This is a genomic window from Campylobacter sp. RM16190 (assembly GCF_012978835.1).
In the GTDB taxonomy this organism is placed as follows: domain Bacteria; phylum Campylobacterota; class Campylobacteria; order Campylobacterales; family Campylobacteraceae; genus Campylobacter_A.
Genome location: NZ_LIWS01000005.1, coordinates 21,452 through 39,242, shown reverse-complemented (window position 1 = coordinate 39,242; position 17,791 = coordinate 21,452). Strand labels below are relative to the sequence as shown.

33 protein-coding genes are annotated in these 17,791 nt (G+C 38.1%); 32 read left to right on the top strand and 1 reads right to left on the bottom strand.

The genetic code is table 11. The annotated features are described in order from the left end of the window. Positions 1-11: 11 nt before the first annotated feature. The gene (locus CDOM16190_RS06835; protein WP_170019541.1) at positions 12-1,109 is read right to left on the bottom strand and encodes an ATP-binding protein; all 1,098 of its coding nucleotides are present in this window, start codon (positions 1,107-1,109) and stop codon (positions 12-14) included. A gap of 272 nt (positions 1,110-1,381) precedes the next feature. Between CDOM16190_RS06835 and rpsJ the strand changes: the two genes are divergently transcribed. From rpsJ to CDOM16190_RS06675, 32 genes are all read left to right on the top strand, one after another. Next, positions 1,382-1,693 (top strand): 30S ribosomal protein S10, encoded by a 312-nt coding sequence (gene rpsJ / locus CDOM16190_RS06830; RefSeq protein ID WP_002947121.1) that lies wholly within the window; start codon positions 1,382-1,384, stop codon positions 1,691-1,693. A gap of 19 nt (positions 1,694-1,712) precedes the next feature. Then, complete coding sequence (rplC, locus tag CDOM16190_RS06825) at positions 1,713-2,291, top strand: 50S ribosomal protein L3 (protein WP_169941768.1); 579 nt, start codon at positions 1,713-1,715, stop codon at positions 2,289-2,291. After that, positions 2,288-2,902 carry a 50S ribosomal protein L4 gene (gene rplD, locus CDOM16190_RS06820; RefSeq protein ID WP_170019539.1) on the top strand — a complete coding sequence of 205 codons (615 nt, stop codon included), beginning with the start codon at positions 2,288-2,290 and terminating at the stop codon, positions 2,900-2,902. The genes rplC and rplD overlap by 4 nt, the downstream gene beginning before the upstream one ends. A gap of 1 nt (position 2,903) precedes the next feature. After that, positions 2,904-3,185, top strand: a complete 282-nt coding sequence (locus CDOM16190_RS06815; RefSeq protein WP_170019537.1) for a 50S ribosomal protein L23 — start codon at positions 2,904-2,906, stop codon at positions 3,183-3,185. A gap of 1 nt (position 3,186) precedes the next feature. Further along, positions 3,187-4,017 (top strand): 50S ribosomal protein L2, encoded by an 831-nt coding sequence (rplB, locus tag CDOM16190_RS06810; protein WP_169941762.1) that lies wholly within the window; start codon positions 3,187-3,189, stop codon positions 4,015-4,017. Positions 4,018-4,019: 2 nt separating this feature from the next. Continuing rightward, on the top strand, positions 4,020-4,301 hold the full coding sequence (rpsS, locus tag CDOM16190_RS06805) for a 30S ribosomal protein S19 (RefSeq protein ID WP_169941760.1): 282 nt from the start codon (positions 4,020-4,022) through the stop codon (positions 4,299-4,301). Positions 4,302-4,311: 10 nt separating this feature from the next. Beyond that, entirely contained in the window at positions 4,312-4,644 is a 333-nt protein-coding gene (gene rplV, locus CDOM16190_RS06800; protein WP_170019535.1) for a 50S ribosomal protein L22, read from the top strand. A gap of 1 nt (position 4,645) precedes the next feature. Continuing rightward, positions 4,646-5,347: a 30S ribosomal protein S3 gene (gene rpsC / locus CDOM16190_RS06795; protein WP_170019533.1), complete on the top strand. Its 702-nt coding sequence runs from the start codon at positions 4,646-4,648 to the stop codon at positions 5,345-5,347. Between the two features lie 2 nt (positions 5,348-5,349). Continuing rightward, positions 5,350-5,775, top strand: a complete 426-nt coding sequence (gene rplP, locus CDOM16190_RS06790; protein WP_169941754.1) for a 50S ribosomal protein L16 — start codon at positions 5,350-5,352, stop codon at positions 5,773-5,775. After that, positions 5,762-5,947 carry a 50S ribosomal protein L29 gene (gene rpmC, locus CDOM16190_RS06785; RefSeq protein ID WP_169941752.1) on the top strand — a complete coding sequence of 62 codons (186 nt, stop codon included), beginning with the start codon at positions 5,762-5,764 and terminating at the stop codon, positions 5,945-5,947. Before rplP ends, rpmC begins: the two co-directional genes overlap by 14 nt. A gap of 10 nt (positions 5,948-5,957) precedes the next feature. Beyond that, the gene (gene rpsQ, locus CDOM16190_RS06780) at positions 5,958-6,209 is read left to right on the top strand and encodes a 30S ribosomal protein S17 (RefSeq protein ID WP_170019531.1); all 252 of its coding nucleotides are present in this window, start codon (positions 5,958-5,960) and stop codon (positions 6,207-6,209) included. Further along, a complete protein-coding gene (rplN, locus tag CDOM16190_RS06775) occupies positions 6,209-6,577 on the top strand; it encodes a 50S ribosomal protein L14 (RefSeq protein ID WP_170019529.1) in 369 nt (122 codons plus the stop codon). The genes rpsQ and rplN overlap by 1 nt, the downstream gene beginning before the upstream one ends. After that, positions 6,577-6,813, top strand: coding sequence for a 50S ribosomal protein L24 (gene rplX / locus CDOM16190_RS06770; protein ID WP_170019527.1), 237 nt, complete (start codon positions 6,577-6,579; stop codon positions 6,811-6,813). Before rplN ends, rplX begins: the two co-directional genes overlap by 1 nt. Before the next feature lie 2 nt (positions 6,814-6,815). Further along, complete coding sequence (rplE, locus tag CDOM16190_RS06765) at positions 6,816-7,361, top strand: 50S ribosomal protein L5 (protein ID WP_170019525.1); 546 nt, start codon at positions 6,816-6,818, stop codon at positions 7,359-7,361. A gap of 1 nt (position 7,362) precedes the next feature. Next, positions 7,363-7,548 (top strand): type Z 30S ribosomal protein S14, encoded by a 186-nt coding sequence (locus tag CDOM16190_RS06760; protein ID WP_169941742.1) that lies wholly within the window; start codon positions 7,363-7,365, stop codon positions 7,546-7,548. Positions 7,549-7,557: 9 nt separating this feature from the next. Beyond that, on the top strand, positions 7,558-7,953 hold the full coding sequence (gene rpsH / locus CDOM16190_RS06755) for a 30S ribosomal protein S8 (RefSeq protein ID WP_170019523.1): 396 nt from the start codon (positions 7,558-7,560) through the stop codon (positions 7,951-7,953). Between the two features lie 304 nt (positions 7,954-8,257). Next, entirely contained in the window at positions 8,258-8,794 is a 537-nt protein-coding gene (rplF, locus tag CDOM16190_RS06750; RefSeq protein ID WP_170019521.1) for a 50S ribosomal protein L6, read from the top strand. Positions 8,795-8,804: 10 nt separating this feature from the next. Then, the gene (gene rplR / locus CDOM16190_RS06745; protein ID WP_170019519.1) at positions 8,805-9,161 is read left to right on the top strand and encodes a 50S ribosomal protein L18; all 357 of its coding nucleotides are present in this window, start codon (positions 8,805-8,807) and stop codon (positions 9,159-9,161) included. A gap of 15 nt (positions 9,162-9,176) precedes the next feature. Beyond that, positions 9,177-9,620, top strand: a complete 444-nt coding sequence (gene rpsE / locus CDOM16190_RS06740; protein ID WP_169975256.1) for a 30S ribosomal protein S5 — start codon at positions 9,177-9,179, stop codon at positions 9,618-9,620. Positions 9,621-9,631: 11 nt separating this feature from the next. Further along, positions 9,632-10,033, top strand: coding sequence for a 50S ribosomal protein L15 (gene rplO, locus CDOM16190_RS06735; protein WP_170019517.1), 402 nt, complete (start codon positions 9,632-9,634; stop codon positions 10,031-10,033). Continuing rightward, entirely contained in the window at positions 10,033-11,295 is a 1,263-nt protein-coding gene (gene secY, locus CDOM16190_RS06730) for a preprotein translocase subunit SecY (protein ID WP_170019515.1), read from the top strand. The genes rplO and secY overlap by 1 nt, the downstream gene beginning before the upstream one ends. Position 11,296: 1 nt before the next feature. Further along, a complete protein-coding gene (gene map, locus CDOM16190_RS06725) occupies positions 11,297-12,055 on the top strand; it encodes a type I methionyl aminopeptidase (protein WP_170019513.1) in 759 nt (252 codons plus the stop codon). Positions 12,056-12,191: 136 nt separating this feature from the next. After that, positions 12,192-12,410: a translation initiation factor IF-1 gene (gene infA, locus CDOM16190_RS06720; RefSeq protein WP_002943098.1), complete on the top strand. Its 219-nt coding sequence runs from the start codon at positions 12,192-12,194 to the stop codon at positions 12,408-12,410. Between the two features lie 157 nt (positions 12,411-12,567). Then, positions 12,568-12,681, top strand: coding sequence for a 50S ribosomal protein L36 (gene rpmJ, locus CDOM16190_RS06715; protein ID WP_170019511.1), 114 nt, complete (start codon positions 12,568-12,570; stop codon positions 12,679-12,681). 3 nt (positions 12,682-12,684) lie between these two features. Next, a complete protein-coding gene (gene rpsM, locus CDOM16190_RS06710) occupies positions 12,685-13,053 on the top strand; it encodes a 30S ribosomal protein S13 (RefSeq protein ID WP_170019509.1) in 369 nt (122 codons plus the stop codon). 9 nt (positions 13,054-13,062) lie between these two features. Next, the gene (gene rpsK / locus CDOM16190_RS06705) at positions 13,063-13,455 is read left to right on the top strand and encodes a 30S ribosomal protein S11 (RefSeq protein ID WP_170019507.1); all 393 of its coding nucleotides are present in this window, start codon (positions 13,063-13,065) and stop codon (positions 13,453-13,455) included. 22 nt (positions 13,456-13,477) lie between these two features. Further along, positions 13,478-14,104 carry a 30S ribosomal protein S4 gene (gene rpsD, locus CDOM16190_RS06700; protein ID WP_170019505.1) on the top strand — a complete coding sequence of 209 codons (627 nt, stop codon included), beginning with the start codon at positions 13,478-13,480 and terminating at the stop codon, positions 14,102-14,104. A gap of 14 nt (positions 14,105-14,118) precedes the next feature. Beyond that, positions 14,119-15,135 carry a DNA-directed RNA polymerase subunit alpha gene (locus CDOM16190_RS06695; RefSeq protein WP_170019503.1) on the top strand — a complete coding sequence of 339 codons (1,017 nt, stop codon included), beginning with the start codon at positions 14,119-14,121 and terminating at the stop codon, positions 15,133-15,135. Positions 15,136-15,146: 11 nt separating this feature from the next. Beyond that, positions 15,147-15,503, top strand: coding sequence for a 50S ribosomal protein L17 (gene rplQ, locus CDOM16190_RS06690; protein ID WP_170019501.1), 357 nt, complete (start codon positions 15,147-15,149; stop codon positions 15,501-15,503). Positions 15,504-15,679: 176 nt separating this feature from the next. Continuing rightward, entirely contained in the window at positions 15,680-15,949 is a 270-nt protein-coding gene (locus CDOM16190_RS06685) for a NifU family protein (protein WP_170019499.1), read from the top strand. Continuing rightward, positions 15,946-16,494, top strand: a complete 549-nt coding sequence (locus tag CDOM16190_RS06680; RefSeq protein ID WP_170019498.1) for a histidine kinase — start codon at positions 15,946-15,948, stop codon at positions 16,492-16,494. The genes CDOM16190_RS06685 and CDOM16190_RS06680 overlap by 4 nt, the downstream gene beginning before the upstream one ends. Then, the gene (locus tag CDOM16190_RS06675; RefSeq protein ID WP_170019496.1) at positions 16,478-17,761 is read left to right on the top strand and encodes a UDP-N-acetylmuramoyl-L-alanyl-D-glutamate--2,6-diaminopimelate ligase; all 1,284 of its coding nucleotides are present in this window, start codon (positions 16,478-16,480) and stop codon (positions 17,759-17,761) included. Before CDOM16190_RS06680 ends, CDOM16190_RS06675 begins: the two co-directional genes overlap by 17 nt. Positions 17,762-17,791 lie beyond the last annotated feature (30 nt).

Below are 17,791 nucleotides of genomic sequence, written 5' to 3'. Positions count from 1 at the left end.
CTAAATTTTAGTTAAAAACTAAGCGCCCAACGCGAAAAAGGCAAAATTTCACATTTGATGCCTTCTATGCTAAGATCTGCTTGATTTGCCACACTGATAACTTGAAGTTTATTTACTCCAAGAGCTTTCAAGCTTGCATGCAGTTTTTTGAATCTCAGAAATATTAGATCACTATCGCTAAACGGTATGCAAAGTATGGTAAGTTTCCTTTTAGTAAGGAAAAAATCAAACTCTTTAGTGTAAAAAATCTCCTCTTTAAATTTAAAAAGCTCACAAAAGATGATATTTGAAAAAAGTTTTACGAAATCCTTTTTTAAACTTAGCGCATTTCGCATCGCAAAATCGTTAAAATAAAGCCTCTTTGCCGCACTTGGCTGCTCAAATTTTGCCACAAGACTTATAAAGCCTCTGTTTTCTAGCTCAACAAGTCCTGCATAGACTCGATCTTTTGAGGTTTTAGAGCGTGTTTTTAGATTTTTATATAGCTCATAAGCGCTTAAATTCGCTCCTTGAAAAGCGGCGCACTCTTTTAGTAAATTTATCTCTACCTCACCAAGCTTGCTTTTAAGCCTACTTTGGAGATTTTCTACAACTTCACTTTGATCAAGAAAGACTGAATTTAGGTTATTGCCGTGGGTTACGAAATGACTAAACAGCTGATCTTGATCTAAATTTTTAGGAAAAAATGCGATAAATTCTTCATAATCCAGACCGCTTAAATTTAGCTTTTTAAATCCACTTAAATTTATGTTTTTTAGTTCGGTTGTTATGATTATGTTTTGTAAGTTCAAATTTGAAATTTTATCCATCGCCACGATATGTTCCGGCAAGGTTATACCTTCGATTACAAGGGTCTTTATTGTCTTATTGTCTTTCAAGAATGTCTCTAAATCATCTAAAATTTTGGCCTCGCTTATTCTTATATCCTGCAAGTTTATATATAAAATTTCTTCGTTTTTAAACTGCTTTAGATGATCGATTACAAGTGAAGTTTTGCCGCTTCCATCGCTTCCTATGATGAGGGTTTTTGGCGAAGTTATGCTAAATTTTCTATCTATAAATTTGATGGATTTTAAAGGAGTGTTGTAAAGCGATAGCAGTTCTTTCAAATTTAGCCTTTTAAAATTTGAAAGAATTATAACATTTTTCCTTTTAATAAGGAAAAATTTAAAATTAAATATCAAATTTTAAAAATTTTGAATAAAAATAGCGATGTTGTATTAAAATCTTTCCTTATAAAAAGGAAATAAATTTTACAAATTCTTACTAAAACAGCTTGAAACATTGACTTTAAAAGCTCATTTTAGTAAAATCTCAGTCTTTTATGTAAGTCATAAAAGGTCGTATGTTTGCGACAAGTTCTATTTTTAAAGGAAAACAAATGGAGAGAATCAGGCTTAAGCTCAAAGCTTATGACCATAGAGTTCTAGACCGCACAGTTGCAGCAATCGTAGAAGCTGTCAAAAGAACTGGTGCTGACGTAAGAGGTCCAGTGCCAATGCCTACTAAGATCAAACGCTACACAGTCTTAAAATCACCACACATCAACAAAGATTCACGTGAGCAGTTTGAGATGAGAATTCATGCACGTATGCTTGACATCGTAGCAGCTACACCTGACACAGTCGATTCGCTAACAAAACTTGACTTGGCTCCTGAAGTTAATGTCGAAGTTCGTGCGATGGGCAAGTAATCAGGCGAAAGGTTAGATAATGGAATATATCGTAGAAAAAATAGGCATGAGTAGGACGATTTCGGTTCCTAGTACGCCGGTTACACTTCTAAAACTTGTAGAAACTAAAGTTTGCGAAGTGGGTGAAAATAACCGCGCAATCGTTGCTTATGCAAAAGGCAAAGCGAAGAACAAAGCTATAGCAGGCCAACAAAAGAAATATAATCTTTCGGCTGAATATAATAAATTTGCTACTTTAACAGTTGCAAATAGCGAAGCAGGCGATCTTGACGTAAGTCCGTTAAGTTCAGCGGCAATCATAAAAGTTAGCTTTGATTCAAAGGGTAGAGGTTATCAAGGCGTTGTTAAAAGACACGGATTTGGTGGCGGACCTAAAAGTCACGGTTCACGTTTCCACAGACGCCACGGATCAATCGGTAACTGCGAATGGCCGGGACGTGTTCAACCTGGTATGAAAATGGCAGGACATATGGGCGATGTGAAAGTAACTGTTAAAAACGAAGTTGTAAGTTTTGACAGTGAAAACGGAATTTTAGTTTTAAAAGGCTCAGTTCCTGGACACAACGGTGCAATGGGTAGAGTAAGGATAGTAAAATGAGTAAAGTTTGCGTATTAAACGAGAAATTTGAAAAGGCTGGAGATTTAGATCTTCCTGCAAACTATGCAGAAGTAAATCCACACAACCTTTATCTATATGTTAAATCTTACCTTGCAGGTATCCGCGCAAATACGGCTCACACTAAGACTCGTGCTTTTGTAAGCGGTGGAGGTAAGAAGCCTTGGAGACAAAAAGGTCGCGGCGGCGCTCGTGCAGGTTCAACTAGAACTAACGTATGGGTTGGCGGTGCAGTATCTTTTGGTCCATTAAACAATAGAAATTATTTACAAAAAGTTAATAAAAAACAAAAGAGATTGGCTCTTGAGTGCGCATTGGCACAAAAGGCTAACGAGGGCAAAATTTTCGCAGTTGATAGCATCAGCATCGACAGCGGAAAGACAAAAGATGCGGCAAAAATTATCAATAGCCTAAATTTAAGAGATGCGTTGATAGTTAAAGATTTGGTTGATGATAACACGCTTTTGGCATTTAGAAATTTATCAAACTGCTATCTGGTAGATGCAAGTGAGATAAATGCGTATCTAGTATCGGTATTTAGTGCGGTTATCATTGAAAAAGCGGCACTTGAATCTATAACAAAAGAGGGCTAAAATGGCAGATATAACTGATATCAAAACAATTTTATATACAGAAAAAACTCTTGGCCTTCAAGAAGATGGTGTAGTAGTTATCCAAACTTCACCAAAAATGACTAAAAATAGGCTAAAAGAAATTTTAAAAGAGTATTTCGGAGTGATGCCGCTTCGCGTAAATTCACTTAGAATGGAAGGCAAGGTTAAGCGTTTTAAAGGACAAGCAGGACAACGCAGTGAAGTTAAAAAATTCTACGTTAAGTTGCCTGAAGGTTCAACTCTAGAAAGCATGGAGGCGTAAGATGGCGATTAAAACATATAAACCATATACACCGAGCCGTAGATTTATGACAGGTCTTAGCAGTGAAGATATCACGGCTAAACCAAGCGTTAGAAGCCTACTTGTAAAACTACCTGCAACAGGCGGTAGAAACAATAACGGTCGTATCACATCAAGACATAAACAAGCCGGCGCTAAAAAACTATATAGAATCATCGACTTTAAAAGACGCAAATTTGGCATCGAAGGCAAAGTTGAAGCGATCGAATACGATCCAAACAGAAACTGCCGTATAGCGCTTATCGCTTATAAAGACGGTGAGAAACGCTATATCATCAGACCAAACGGACTAAACGTAGGTGACGTAGTTGCAGCTGCCGAGAGCGGTCTTGATATAAAACCCGGCAACGCTATGAAACTAAGAAATATCCCTGTGGGAACGATCGTTCATAATATCGAGCTTAAGCCTGGTAAAGGCGGACAGATAGCAAGATCTGCCGGCGGATATGCTCAGCTAATGGGTAAAGAGGAAAAATATGTCATCTTAAGACTTCCAAGTGGTGAGATGAGACAAATTTTAGCAGAGTGTATGGCAAGCGTCGGCGTTATCGGCAACGAAGATTGGGCTAACGTAACTATCGGTAAAGCAGGTAGAAACCGCCACAGAGGAATTCGCCCTCAAACTCGCGGTTCTGCGATGAACCCTGTCGATCACCCGCACGGTGGTGGTGAAGGCAAGAAAAATTCAGGTCGTCATCCGGTAACTCCATGGGGTAAACCGACAAAAGGTGCTAAGACTCGCCGCAAAAAAGCTAGCGACAAGCTAATTATCTCAAGAAGGAAAGGAAAATAGAGATGGCTAGATCACTCAAAAAAGGTCCTTTCGTAGACGGACATGTAATGAAAAAAGTTGTTGCTGCCAAGAAAGCAAACGACAACAAGCCGATCAAAACATGGTCAAGACGCAGTACGATTGTACCTGAAATGATTGGACTTACATTTAATGTCCATAATGGTAAAAGCTTTATCCCTGTGTATGTAACTGAAAATCACATCGGATATAAACTTGGCGAATTTGCTCCAACTAGAACGTTTAAGGGTCATAAAGGCTCTGTTCAGAAAAAAATCGGCAAATAAGGGGAGATAAATGAGTAAAGCTATTATTAAATTTATTAGACTATCTCCTACTAAAGCAAGACTTATAGCAAGAGAGGTTCAAGGCATGAATGCAGAACTAGCACTTGCAAGCCTAAGCTTTATGCCAAACAAGGGAGCTAAATTTATAGCAAATGCAATCAGTTCCGCCGTTGCAAACGGTGGTTTTGAACCTGAGGAAGTTATCGTTAGCTCTTGTAGAGTTGACGTAGGTCCCGTACTTAAGAGATTTAGACCAAGAGCAAGAGGAAGCGCAAGCAGAATTCGCAAGCCAACTGCCCACATTTTGGTAGAAGTATCTAAACCTGAAAAGAAGGAAGCATAATATGGGACAAAAAGTAAATCCGATCGGTTTAAGACTAGGAATTAACCGTAACTGGGAGTCAAGATGGTTTCCTGCTAAAGGAAATTTGGTAGAGAATATCGGCGAAGATTACAAAATTCGTGCGTTTTTAAAGAAAAAACTATATTATGCTGGGGTTTCTCAAATTCTTATCGAAAGAACGGCTAAGAAGATCAGAGTAACTGTGGTAGCTGCTCGCCCGGGCATAATAATAGGCAAGAAAGGCTCTGATGTAGAAAAGCTTAAAGAAGATATCCAAAAGCTGATCAACAAAGAGGTTAACGTAAATATTAAAGAAGAGAGAAAAGCTCAAGCTTCTGCTCAACTTGCCGCCGAAAACGTTGCAATGCAGCTTGAAAAACGTGTCGCATTTAGACGCGCTATGAAAAAGGTAATCCAAGGCGCTCAAAAATCAGGTGCCAAGGGTATTAAAATTTCAGTTGCAGGTCGTTTGGGTGGTGCCGAGATGGCAAGAACCGAATGGTATCTAGAGGGTCGCGTGCCGCTTCATACGCTAAGAGCAAAGATTGATTACGGTTTTGCAGAGGCGCATACAACTTATGGAAACATAGGTATAAAAGTGTGGATATTTAAAGGCGAAGTTCTTCAAAAAGGTGTTCAAGCTGAAAAAACCGAAGATAACGAAGCTCCAAAAAAACCACGCAGAGCAAGAAGAGGTAAATAATCATGTTGATGCCAAAAAGAACGAAATTTCGTAAACAGATGAAAGGTCGTAACCGCGGTAAAGCTACTCGCGGAACAGATCTTGCGATGGGAGAATTCGGTATAAAGGCTATTGAGGCCGGAAGAATAAATTCTCGCCAAATCGAAGCGGCTCGTGTTGCTTTGACTCGTCATGTTAAAAGACAAGCGAAAACTTGGATTAGGGTTTTCCCTGATAAGCCACTAACTAAAAAACCTCTACAAACTCGTATGGGTAAAGGTAAAGCAGGTGTTGAAGAGTGGGTTATGAACATTAAACCTGGCAGAATCATTTATGAGATGGCCGGAGTTAATGAAGAGTTAGCACGTGAGGCACTTACGCTTGCTATGCATAAGTTGCCGTTTAAAACTAAAATTGTAACGCGAGAGAGTGAAAATGAAATATACTGAGTTAAAAGAAAAAAGCGTTGCAGAATTAAACGCGTTATTGAAAGAGAAAAAGGTGCTTTTATTTACATTAAGACAAAAGCTAAAAACTATGCAGCTAAGCAACCCTAACGAGATTCGTGCAGTTAAAAAAGAGATTGCACAAATCAATACTGCAATTAGCGCTTCAAAGTAAGGGGTGAGAAATGGCATTTAAAAGAGAAATTCAAGGTGTAGTTTTGCAAAAAGCTGGAGATAAAACAGCTACGATTTTGGTTGAAAGACGTGTTATGCACCCAAGATACCACAAATTTGTAAAACGCTTTAAGAAATATATGATTCACGATGAAAAAAATGAAACACAAGCCGGCGATACTGTTGTCGCTGTTGAGTGCAGACCGCTTTCAGCACGCAAAAGCTTCCGCCTAAAAGCTGTTTTAGCAAAGGGAGTTGAGTAATGATACAATCTTTTACAAGACTTGTAGTTGCTGATAACAGCGGTGCAAAAGAGTTAATGTGTATAAAAGTTTTAGGCGGTAGCAAAAGAAGATACGCAACACTTGGCGACGTTATAGTTTGCTCAGTTAAAAAAGCGCTTCCAAACGGCAAGATCAAAAAAGGTCAAGTTGTAAAAGCTGTTGTTGTTAGAACTAAAAAAGAGGTTCAAAGAGAGAACGGCTCACTAATTAGATTTGACGAGAATGCAGCGGTAATCTTAGATAACAAAAGAGAGCCTATAGGAACTCGTATCTTCGGACCTGTTGGTCGTGAGGTTAGATATGCTAACTTTATGAAGATTGTTTCACTTGCACCGGAGGTTTTATAATGGCTAATATCAAATTTAAGATTAAAAAAGGCGATAATGTAAAGATTATTGCCGGAGATGATAAAGGTAAAACAGGAAAAGTTTTATCAGTATTAGCAAAAAAAGGACAAGTTATCGTTGAGGGCTGCAAAGTAGCTAAAAAGGCTATCAAACCAAGCGAAAAGACTCCAAACGGTGGCTTTATAAATAAAGAGATGCCAATTGATATTTCAAACGTGGCGAAGGTTGAGGCTTAATTATGAGTAGATTAAAAGTTAAATACAATGAAGTTGTTAAACCGGGTTTAGCAAAAGAATTTGATATCAAAAACCCAATGCTTATCCCTGCAATTGAAAAGATCGTTATCAGTGTTGGCGCTGGCGAAGGTGCGAAAGATCAAAAGCTTCTTCAAAATATGGCTGATACTATTTCGCTTATCGCCGGACAAAAAGCGGTTGTAACTGATGCTAAAAAATCAGTTGCAGGCTTTAAAGTTCGCGAAGGCTTTCCTGTAGGTATCAAAGTAACTCTTAGAAAAGAGCAAATGTATGCGTTTTTAGATAAGCTAATAAGCATTGCACTTCCAAGAGTTAAGGACTTCAGAGGTCTTCCAAAAGACGGATTTGACGGACGCGGTAATTATAACTTTGGTCTTGACGAGCAGCTAATGTTCCCTGAGGTTGAGTATGATAAGATCATGCGCACTCACGGTATGAATATCGTAATTGTTACAACAACAGATAGCGACAAAGAGGCATTCAAATTGCTTGAGCTTTTTGGTTTGCCATTTGCAAAAGGAAAGTAATATGGCAAAAAAATCAATGATAGCAAAGGCAGCTCGCACTCCTAAATTTAAGGTTCGTGGTTATACAAGATGCCAAATTTGTGGTAGACCACACTCTGTTTATAAAGATTTTGGAATTTGCCGAGTATGCCTAAGAAAAATGGCTAATGAGGGATTGATTCCTGGTCTTAAAAAAGCAAGCTGGTAAGGAAGAAAAATGTTGAATGATTTAATATCAGATGGACTAACACGCATCAGAAACGCCTCTATGAGAAAGCTTGAAACTACAAAGTTGCTTCACTCAAACGTTGTTGAGGCTACTTTGGCGATCTTGGCTACTAAAGGCTACATAGAAAGCTATAATGTAGTTGAAGAGGGCAAAAAGAAATTTATAAACGTTGTTTTAAAGTATGATGAGCGTGGAAATAGCGTTATAAACGAACTTAAAAGAGTTTCAAAACCGGGTCGTCGTGTCTATAAAGGCAAGGATGAGATCAAGAGATTTAAAAACGGTTACGGAACAATTATCGTTAGCACAAGCAAAGGCGTTTTAAGCAACGAAGACGCTCACAAAGCCGGTGTTGGCGGCGAAATTCTTTGTACTATATGGTAATGAATATAAACGATGTTATTACATCGTTTATAACACCTTATAATGGAGCTTGCACGATAGGCTAAGCTTATTAGCTTGCTATTTCGCAACACTCCAAAATTTAGCGATCAAATTTGCTAAATTTGCGATATAAATCTCAAATTTTGAGACAACAAAGAATTTAAAGGTTTTTAAAAGGGCTTTGCTCTTTTAAGTCGTTCAAATTTAACTTTGGACGAAGTGGAATTTAGTTTCTGCTTTTTATGGTATTGTGGTATCCATTCGTATAAAGTAGACATACCCTAGACAAGTAAAAAGGAAAAAAATGTCACGTATAGGTAAACAGCCGATAGCTATTCCAAATGGACTAGATGTCAGCGTAGAAGGAAATTTGCTTAAATTTAAAAAAGGCAATAATACAAAAGAACTTGACACAAAAGGTCATGTTGATGTTAAGGTAGAAAACGGCTCAATCGTATTTTCTCCTAAGGGCGAAGATAGACAAAGTAGAGCATACTGGGGCACATATAGAGCGCTAGCTAACAATATCGTTACAGGTCTTACAGAGGGCTTCATTCGCAAGCTTGAGATCAACGGTGTAGGTTATAAAGCTGCAGCCAAAGGAAGCGTGCTTGAGCTAACTCTTGGATTTTCTCACCCGATCAACCACGAAGTACCAAAAGGTGTTGAAGTAAGCGTAGAGAAAAACGTCATCACTATTAAAGGCGATGATAAGCAAGTTGTAGGACAAATCGCAGCTCAAGTTAGAGGATATCGCCCACCAGAGCCATACAAAGGCAAGGGTATAAAATATGCCGAAGAGCGCATTATCCGCAAAGCCGGTAAAACATCTAAGAAGTAAGGGATAGGCAATGACAGCAAATGTATTAAAAAGAAAATTGGCTCTTAGAATCAAGAGAAAAAAAAGAATCAGAGCAAAAATTTCTGGCACAACAACATTGCCAAGAGTTTCTATTTTTAAATCAAATAGAACACTTTACGTTCAAGCTATAGATGATGTTGCAGCAGTTACTATTGCAGCGGCTGACGGAAGAAAACTTGGTGTAAAAGCCAATAAAGATGGCGCAGCTGTTTTGGCAAAAGAATTTGCAAAAACACTAAAGGGCAAGGGAATAGAAGAGGCAATATTTGATAGAAACGGCTATTTGTATCACGGCGTTGTAGCAGCTTTTGCTGACGCTTTAAGAGAAAATGGCATCAAACTATAACCCAAAGGAAAATCGATGGAAAAGTATAATAGAGAAGAATTTGAAGAAGTAATCGTCGATATCGGTCGGGTTACGAAGGTTGTTAAAGGTGGTCGTAGATTTAGATTTACTGCTCTTATAGTTGTTGGTAATAGAAATGGACTAGTTGGCTTTGGCTTTGGTAAGGCCAAAGAGGTTCCTGATGCTATCAGAAAGGCAGTTGATGATGCTTTCAAAAACATTATCAATGTTAAACTTAAAGGTTCAACTATTCCTCACGATATAGAGGTTAAATACAATGCAAGTAAAATTCTACTTCGCCCAGCAAGCGAAGGTACGGGTGTTATCGCGGGTGGTTCTACTCGCCCTATTCTAGAGCTTGCAGGCATCAAGGATATCTTGACAAAATCACTTGGCTCAAACAACTCTGCAAACGTTGTTCGCGCTACAATCAAAGCATTAAGCATGCTTAAAAGCTAAGGAGAGGGAATATGGGACTTGAAAAATTAACTCCGTCTGCCGGTTCAACTCGCGAGACTAAGAGATTAGGACGTGGGCAAGGTAGCGGTCAAGGTAAGACTGCGGGAAAAGGACATAAGGGTCAAAGAGCTAGAAAAGGCTACAACGAAAAGAGAGGTTTTGAAGGTGGACAACAACCACTTCAAAGACGTCTTCCTAAGGTGGGTTTTGCTTCCAAATTTGAAAAACCTTATGTTATCAACGTTGAGAAAATTACAGCGGTAAAAGAGCTTGGTGAAATTACAATCGCTTCAATCGCTACTGTTCATAAAATTTCAAGAAGCGTTACAAAAATAAAACTAATTGGAGCGAGTGCAAAAACTCTTGTTTCAAAGATCAAAGACGAGAACGTTATCGTTAGCGGACGTGCATAATGAATAAAACATTGACCAACAAGATATTAATCACGTTGGCATTTTTGTTTGCTTACAGGATACTGGCCTATGTGCCGGTTCCTGGCGTTAATGCCGATGTAATTAAAGAGTTTTTTGATTCAAATAGCTCTAATGCATTAGGATTATTTAATATGTTTAGCGGTAAAGCCGCTGAAAGATTAAGCATAATATCGCTTGGTATTATGCCATACATTACAGCTTCCATCGTTATGGAGCTCTTAGCTGCTACATTCCCAAATTTAGGCAAGATGAAAAAAGATCGCGACGGTATGCAAAAGTATATGCAGATCATTCGCTATGCCACAATCGGTATAACAGTAGTTCAAGCAATCGGTGTTAGTATCGGACTTCAGGGCTTAAGCGGAAGAGGTGGTGAGCAGGCTATAATGCTGGATATGAATCTATTTATAGCTATTGCGGCAGCTTCAATGCTGGCAGGAACTATGATGCTTATGTGGATAGGCGAGCAGATAACTCAAAGAGGAATAGGAAACGGTATAAGTCTTATTATCTTTGCAGGTATCGTATCTGGAATCCCATCTGCTATTGGCGGAACTGTCAATCTTGTAAATACAGGCGAATTAAATTTCTTGGTTGTTATAGGAATTTTGCTTGTTATTTTGGCAACTGTAGGTATAGTTATCTTTGTTGAGATGGGCGAAAGACGTATCCCTGTCTCTTACTCCAGAAAAGTTGTAATGGAAAACCAAAATAAGCGTATAATGAACTACATCCCTATAAAAGTAAATTTAAGCGGTGTTATCCCGCCTATCTTTGCTAGTGCTATATTGATGTTTCCAAGTACGATTTTACAGGCAAGCACAAACAAATATATCCAGGCAATAAACGACTTTTTAAATCCGAACGGATACTTTTTTAACTTTTTAACATTCTTGCTTGTAGTGTTTTTTGCATATTTTTACGCTTCAATCGTATTTAACGCAAAAGATATTAGCGAAAATTTAAAAAGACAGGGTGGATTTATACCTGGAATTAGGCCTGGTGAGGGAACTGCAGGGTATCTAAATGAGATTGCATCGCGCTTGACATTCGGAGGTGCTATATATTTGGGACTTATCTCAACTCTGCCTTGGGTTTTAGTTAAATTTATGGGTGTGCCTTTTTATTTCGGTGGAACATCAGTTTTGATTGTTGTTTCTGTTGCACTTGATACAATGAGAAGGATTGAGGCTCAAATTTATATGAACAAATACCAAACTCTAAGTGCGGTAGGCTTGTAAAATGGCGATTTCGCTTAAAAAACCGGCTGAAATTGAAAAGCTTCGAGCGGCAAATCAAATTGTCGCTCGTACGCTTGATTATGTTGAAAGTATCATAAAGCCGGGAATGTCGCTTCTTGAGATTGATAAAATTTGCGATGATATGATATGCGCTGCCGGCGCAAAGCCTGCGTTTAAAGGACTTTATGGCTTTCCAAATGCCGCTTGCATAAGTTTAAACGAAGTAGTCATCCACGGAATCCCTGATAAAACGATTCTAAAAGAAGGCGACATAGTAGGTGTTGATATCGGCTCAAATTTAAACGGATTTTTTGGCGACTCTGCTCGAACTTTTGCAGTTGGGCAAATTTCAAAAGAGGACGAGGCTCTAATAGCTTGTTCTAAAGACGCACTTTATTTTGCGATTGACATCATAAGAGAGGGCATGCATTTTAAAGAGCTTAGTTATGAGCTTGAGAAATTTATCCTTGCAAGAGGCTTTGTGCCGCTTAGAGGATTTTGCGGACACGGCATAGGCAAGCGCCCGCACGAAGAGCCTGAAGTACCAAACTATTTAGAAGGCAATAACCCGAAAGCCGGACCAAAGATCAAAAACGGAATGGTTTTTTGTATAGAGCCTATGATATGCCAAAAAGACGGAACACCGGTTGTCGGAAGTGACAAATGGAAGGTAACTAGCAAGGATGGTTTGAGAACTAGCCATTATGAACACTGTGTGGCTGTGATTAACGGAAGAGCCGAAATTTTAAGTAAGGCATAAATTTATCGCCTAAGTTTTTACAATTTGCAAATCAAATTTGTGAATTGTAAAATTTTAATTTGTGGTGAGTTAAAATTTTAAGCAATTTATATTGCATTTTTGCAAATAAAATAAAATTTATGAGAGGAGGTAAATAGTGGCAAAAGACGACGTCATAGAGATTGACGGCAACGTGATAGAGGCTCTGCCGAATGCGACATTTAAAGTTGAGCTTGATAATAAGCATGTGATTTTATGTCATATTGCTGGCAAGATGAGAATGCACTATATCAAGATAATGCCAGGAGATCGCGTAAAAGTGGAACTCACGCCTTATAGTCTTGATAAAGGCAGAATAATTTATAGACATAAGTAAAACAAAAGCTGATTTTAGATAAAATCCAGCCTTTGCAACTAAGCTGTATGAAGAATTATTTTCAAAGCTACCACTTGTTTTGAAAATAGTTGGTTTAATAACTTCTTTAAACCTGATGCAGCCCCCAAAAAGTGGAATAAATTTTTAGGAGACTGAGATGAAAGTTCGTCCTTCTGTAAAGAAGATGTGTGACAAATGCAAAATTGTCAAACGTAAAGGCATAATTCACGTAATTTGTGAAAATCCAAAACATAAACAAAGACAAGGATAAAGAATGGCTCGTATCGCAGGTGTAGATTTACCGAAGAAAAAGAGAATTGAGTATGGTCTAACTTACATTTATGGTATTGGCCTTCACAAATCAAGACAAATTCTTACTGCTACAGGAATTTCTTATGATAAAAGAGTTCATGAGTTAAGCGAAGATGAGGCGGCAGCGATTCGTAAAGAGATCCAAGAGAACCATATGGTTGAGGGTGATCTTAGAAAGAGCGTTGCTATGGATATAAAAGCACTTATGGATCTTGGTAGCTACAGAGGTCTTCGCCACAGAAAGGGTCTTCCTGTTCGTGGTCAAAAGACTAAAACAAACGCTAGAACCAGAAAAGGTAAGCGTAAAACTGTTGGCGCTGCAACAAAATAAGGATAGATGATGGCAAAAAGAAAAGTAGTTAAAAAGAAAGTAGTAAGAAAAAGTATTGCCAAGGGTGTTGTTTATATAAGTGCAACTTTTAATAACACTATGGTTACAGTTACTGATGAAATGGGAAATGCTATAGCTTGGAGTAGCGCAGGCGCACTTGGCTTTAAAGGTAGCAAGAAATCAACTCCATATGCAGCTCAACAAGCGGTTGAAGACGCTATGAATAAAGCAAAAGAACATGGAATCAAAGAGGTGGGCATAAAGGTTCAAGGTCCGGGAAGTGGTAGAGAGACTGCTGTAAAAAGCGTAGGTGCGATCGAAGGCGTTAAAGTTGTATTCCTTAAAGATATAACTCCGCTTGCTCACAATGGTTGCAGACCACCAAAACGCCGCCGCGTGTAATTAGAAATTTAGGAGAATTATTATGGCAAGATATAGAGGACCTGTTGAAAAATTAGAAAGACGTCTTGGCGTAAGTTTGGCACTTAAAGGCGAGAGAAGATTGGCCGGTAAGTCAGCACTTGATAAGCGCCCTTATGCACCGGGACAACACGGACAAAGAAGAGCAAAGATTAGCGAATACGGCTTGCAACTAAGAGAGAAACAAAAAGCTAAATTTATGTATGGAATTTCTGAAAAACAATTTAGAAAACTATTCCAAGAAGCAGCTAGAAGAGAGGGCAACACAGGTGCGCTTTTAGTTCAGCTTTTAGAGCAAAGACTTGATAACGTAGTTTATAGAATGGGCTTTGCGACAACTCGCAGATTTGCTCGCCAGCTTGTAACTCACGGACATATTTTAGTAAACGGCAAAAAAGTTGATATCCCATCATACAGAGTTGATGCCGGTGCTAAAATCGAGATAGTAGAGAGATCAAAAAACAACCCTCAAATCATTCGCGCTATTGACCTAACGGCTCAAACGGGAATCGTTTCTTGGGTTGATGTTGAAAAAGATAAGAAATTTGGAATTTTTACAAGAACGCCAGAAAGAGAAGAGGTTATCATTCCTGTTGAGGAAAGATTCATAGTAGAGCTTTATTCGAAATAATAAGGGGTGTAATAATGAAAAAAATTACTACATCAGCCTATATGCCGACTGAGATTTCAGTAGAGAGTATAAGCGAGAATGTTGCTAGAATAACAGCCTATCCCTTTGAGACAGGTTATGCGGTGACCCTAGCTCACCCTCTTCGCCGCCTTCTTTACAGTAGCACTGTAGGATTTGCTCCTACTGGTGTTAAAATAGAAGGCGTTGCGCATGAGTTTGACTCTATGCGCGGTATGCTTGAAGATGTTGCTCAATTTATTATAAATTTGAAGAATTTGCGATTCAAGCTTAAAAACGACTCTGAAAAAGAGATTGTAGAGTACTCTTTTAAAGGACCAAAAGAGATAAGCGGCAGAGATCTTGGCAGTGATTTGGTTGAGATCGTAAATACTGACGCTTATTTGGCTACTATAAATGAGGATGCTGAACTTAAATTTTCGATCATTATACAAAAAGGTATAGGATATGTTCCTAGTGAAGAGATTCGCGAGGAGATGGAAGATGATTATATAGCCCTTGACGCTTTCTTTACACCTGTCAAAAAGGCTGTATATGAGCTTGAGAATGTTTTGGTTGAGGATAATCCTGACTACGAAAAGATAGTTTTTACAGTGACTACCGATGGTCAGGTTGGTGCAATCGAAGCGTTTAAGCATGCCATTGAGGCTATGTATCACCAGATGTCTGTATTTAAAGGTGTTTTAGATATTGATATCTCTGCACAGACTAGCGGTGCTATGGCTTCAGGAGAGCATGCCAAACTTCTTCAAAGTGTTGAAGATTTAAATTTAAGTGCTAGAAGCTTCAATTGCCTTGATAGAGCAGATGTTAGATTTATCGGCGAGCTTGCTTTAATGGATGAAAATGAGCTTAGAGATCTTAAAAATCTAGGCAAAAAATCTCTTGAAGAGATAAAGGCCGTAATGGAAGAGATTGGATATCCTATTGGAAGTAATACTTTAGGCAGTAGCAAAGATCAGCTCAAAAAGAAGATAGCCGAGTTGAAAACACAAACCAGCCCAAAAGAATAAAAGGACAATAAATGAGACATAAACATGGTTATAGAAAATTAGGTAGAACGGCATCTCATCGTTCTGCATTGCTTAAAAATATGGCAATTGCAATAATAAAAAGTGAAAAGATCGAGACTACGCTACCAAAAGCAAAAGAGCTTAGAAGCTATATAGAAAAGCTTATTACAAGAGCTAGAAAAGGTGACAGTAATGCACATAGGGCAGTTTTTGCAAATTTGCAAGACAAAGAGACTACAAATAAGTTAGTAACCCAAATAGCTCCTAAATTCGCAGGGCGCAACGGCGGATATACCAGAATAGTTAAAACTCGCGTTAGACGCGGTGACGCGGCTGAAATGGCTTATATAGAGCTAATTAGCGAATAACATTAGAGAGCAAAAGCTCTCTAATACACTCTTTTGTCTGGTTGATTTAAAATTTTTACTTTTATATTCTTTAAGAATAGACTCAGATTTGCCTAAATATCGCAAATTATTTTTCTTCATTTAAAATTTAATTTTGTCAAATATTGTATAATAATCCAAAAAATAAAAGGTGAGATATGATACCGTTTAGTGATGAAGAGCTTTTAAAACCTGTTTCTACAAGTTTACAAAAAGTTATGCCTATGCTTGAGCGAGATGGTGGAGGACTCGAGCTTTTAGGCATTAAAAATGGCAAAATTTATGTTCGACTTACAGGTCATTGTCACGGCTGTGCAGCAAGCGGAACTACTTTAAAATACGGCATAGAAAGACAACTTAGGATAGATATTCACCCTGAACTTGAAGTGATAAATATTCCTATTGGCGAAGAGGTTAATTTAGATTGATAGATTATAAAAAACTTGGTGTCAAGGCCTTTTATAAAGGGCGATTTGATGAGGCGATGAACTATTTTTCGCTGGCTTATAATAAAAAAGAGGACAAGAGACTACTGTTTTTTATTATGCTTTGCTCGCTTGCTAAAAATAGATATGATGAGGCTATGATGCTCTTTGAAATTTTTAAGGTCAAAGAGAATGTGGGAATGAGTGGTGAGGATTTGGATGAAATTTTAGCCACTCTAGAGTCTAAATTTGAAGAGAAAGATGAGCTTGAAAGTCAAAATGCGATCAGCTATCATGATTTTATGCAGGCGGTTGCCAAAGAGGGTAGCTTTAAGAGTGTATTTGAAGATATTATGTTTTCTACCAGAGTTATGATAAGTAGCCGAGATGACTTTTTGCAATTTTTAGAAAATTTGATTAAAAACGATTTTATCGAGATGGGATTAAACTACATAGAAAGCGCTGCCTCTATTTTTGCCGGCGACGAGAGACTAAATGCGCTAATCGGCGAAATAAACAAAAGGCGCAAAAGTGAAGATTTACATTAAAGACTCATTTGTAACGGATAATTCAAAAGAATGCGAAAAAGGATGCTTTTTTGTTCGCACTCATACAAATTCAAAATTTATAGACTCAGCTATTGCTAATGGCGCTAAAGTCATAAGTTTAAGCGAATGCAAAGAGATTTTGGGGATTGATAAAAATATAAAAATCATAGGCGTAACGGGAACAAACGGTAAAACTACAACTGCCGCAGCGATTTACTCAATATTGCTTGATCTTGGCTATAAATGCGGGCTTTGCGGCACGAGAGGCGCATTTGTTAATGATAAAAGGATTGATGAAAAGGCGCTTACTACAAGTGAAATTTTGCGTACTATTAATTATTTAAAAGTTGCAAGCGAAGAGAAGTGCGAATTTTTCGTTATGGAGGTTAGTTCTCACGCCATAGACCAAAACCGTATAGAAAGTCTTGATTTTGCGATGAAAATTTTTACAAATTTGACACAAGATCACCTCGACTACCACCACACTTTCGAAGAATACGCGCGTGTTAAAAGCAGTTTTTTTGATGATGACACTTTAAAACTTATAAATATCGATGATGGAAATTTAAAATTTAACGCTAAAAATGCGCTTACTTATTCACTTAAAAAGCATGAAAATTTCACTCCTATCGCTTATGGATTAAAAAATGGCATTAATGCTATTATTAAGACTCCAAAGGGCGAGCTTGAGATCAGCTCAAATTTGCAGGGTGAATTTAATCTTTACAATCTAATTGCGGCGATTGGTTGCGTAATGAGCTTAACGGATAAGAGTTGTAATGAGATATCGCGTGCAGTTAGTAATTTTGGCGGTGTTGAGGGTCGTATGGAGGTTGTTAGTGACAATCCTCTTGTTATTGTTGATTTTGCGCATACTCCAGATGGAATTGAAAAAGTCTTGAATGCACTTTGTCACTATGAGATTGTGGCGATCTTTGGAGCGGGAGGAGATAGAGATAATACAAAGCGTCCTAAAATGGGTGCAATGGTGCAAAGATTTGCAAAGCTTGCGATAGTGACTAGCGATAATCCAAGAAGCGAAGAGCCTATAGAGATAATAAAGCAAATTTGTGCGGGCATGAAGATGAATGATAGTGTGATTTGCGAACCCGATAGAAAAAAGGCTATTAAAATCGGACTTGAAAGCTTAAAAGGCGGGCAAATTTTAGTGATTTTAGGTAAAGGCGATGAGAGCTATCAGGAGATCAAAGGGATAAAATATCCGTTTAGCGATAAAGATGTTGTTTTACAGACTTTATCTCGCTAATTTTATCTATGACAAATAAATTTAAAATAC

Excerpts from the sequence above, each read along its gene's own strand:
- rpsJ (WP_002947121.1), top strand. The coding sequence starts at position 1,382 with ATGGAGAGAATCAGGCTTAAGCTCAAAGCTTATGACCATAGAGTTCTA.
- CDOM16190_RS06695 (WP_170019503.1), top strand. The coding sequence starts at position 14,119 with ATGAAAAAAATTACTACATCAGCCTATATGCCGACTGAGATTTCAGTA.
- rpsH (WP_170019523.1), top strand. The coding sequence starts at position 7,558 with ATGTTGAATGATTTAATATCAGATGGACTAACACGCATCAGAAACGCC.
- rpsK (WP_170019507.1), top strand. The coding sequence starts at position 13,063 with ATGGCAAAAAGAAAAGTAGTTAAAAAGAAAGTAGTAAGAAAAAGTATT.
- rplB (WP_169941762.1), top strand. The coding sequence starts at position 3,187 with ATGGCGATTAAAACATATAAACCATATACACCGAGCCGTAGATTTATG.
- rpsC (WP_170019533.1), top strand. The coding sequence starts at position 4,646 with ATGGGACAAAAAGTAAATCCGATCGGTTTAAGACTAGGAATTAACCGT.
- rpsM (WP_170019509.1), top strand. The coding sequence starts at position 12,685 with ATGGCTCGTATCGCAGGTGTAGATTTACCGAAGAAAAAGAGAATTGAG.
- rplE (WP_170019525.1), top strand. The coding sequence starts at position 6,816 with ATGAGTAGATTAAAAGTTAAATACAATGAAGTTGTTAAACCGGGTTTA.
- rplD (WP_170019539.1), top strand. The coding sequence starts at position 2,288 with ATGAGTAAAGTTTGCGTATTAAACGAGAAATTTGAAAAGGCTGGAGAT.
- rpmC (WP_169941752.1), top strand. The coding sequence starts at position 5,762 with ATGAAATATACTGAGTTAAAAGAAAAAAGCGTTGCAGAATTAAACGCG.
- rplC (WP_169941768.1), top strand. The coding sequence starts at position 1,713 with ATGGAATATATCGTAGAAAAAATAGGCATGAGTAGGACGATTTCGGTT.
- CDOM16190_RS06760 (WP_169941742.1), top strand. The coding sequence starts at position 7,363 with ATGGCAAAAAAATCAATGATAGCAAAGGCAGCTCGCACTCCTAAATTT.
- CDOM16190_RS06815 (WP_170019537.1), top strand. The coding sequence starts at position 2,904 with ATGGCAGATATAACTGATATCAAAACAATTTTATATACAGAAAAAACT.
- rplX (WP_170019527.1), top strand. The coding sequence starts at position 6,577 with ATGGCTAATATCAAATTTAAGATTAAAAAAGGCGATAATGTAAAGATT.
- rpmJ (WP_170019511.1), top strand. The coding sequence starts at position 12,568 with ATGAAAGTTCGTCCTTCTGTAAAGAAGATGTGTGACAAATGCAAAATT.
- rpsE (WP_169975256.1), top strand. The coding sequence starts at position 9,177 with ATGGAAAAGTATAATAGAGAAGAATTTGAAGAAGTAATCGTCGATATC.
- rplO (WP_170019517.1), top strand. The coding sequence starts at position 9,632 with ATGGGACTTGAAAAATTAACTCCGTCTGCCGGTTCAACTCGCGAGACT.
- rplP (WP_169941754.1), top strand. The coding sequence starts at position 5,350 with ATGTTGATGCCAAAAAGAACGAAATTTCGTAAACAGATGAAAGGTCGT.
- rpsD (WP_170019505.1), top strand. The coding sequence starts at position 13,478 with ATGGCAAGATATAGAGGACCTGTTGAAAAATTAGAAAGACGTCTTGGC.
- map (WP_170019513.1), top strand. The coding sequence starts at position 11,297 with ATGGCGATTTCGCTTAAAAAACCGGCTGAAATTGAAAAGCTTCGAGCG.
- rplN (WP_170019529.1), top strand. The coding sequence starts at position 6,209 with ATGATACAATCTTTTACAAGACTTGTAGTTGCTGATAACAGCGGTGCA.
- rplQ (WP_170019501.1), top strand. The coding sequence starts at position 15,147 with ATGAGACATAAACATGGTTATAGAAAATTAGGTAGAACGGCATCTCAT.
- rplF (WP_170019521.1), top strand. The coding sequence starts at position 8,258 with ATGTCACGTATAGGTAAACAGCCGATAGCTATTCCAAATGGACTAGAT.
- CDOM16190_RS06685 (WP_170019499.1), top strand. The coding sequence starts at position 15,680 with ATGATACCGTTTAGTGATGAAGAGCTTTTAAAACCTGTTTCTACAAGT.
- rpsS (WP_169941760.1), top strand. The coding sequence starts at position 4,020 with ATGGCTAGATCACTCAAAAAAGGTCCTTTCGTAGACGGACATGTAATG.
- rplV (WP_170019535.1), top strand. The coding sequence starts at position 4,312 with ATGAGTAAAGCTATTATTAAATTTATTAGACTATCTCCTACTAAAGCA.
- rpsQ (WP_170019531.1), top strand. The coding sequence starts at position 5,958 with ATGGCATTTAAAAGAGAAATTCAAGGTGTAGTTTTGCAAAAAGCTGGA.
- rplR (WP_170019519.1), top strand. The coding sequence starts at position 8,805 with ATGACAGCAAATGTATTAAAAAGAAAATTGGCTCTTAGAATCAAGAGA.
- secY (WP_170019515.1), top strand. The coding sequence starts at position 10,033 with ATGAATAAAACATTGACCAACAAGATATTAATCACGTTGGCATTTTTG.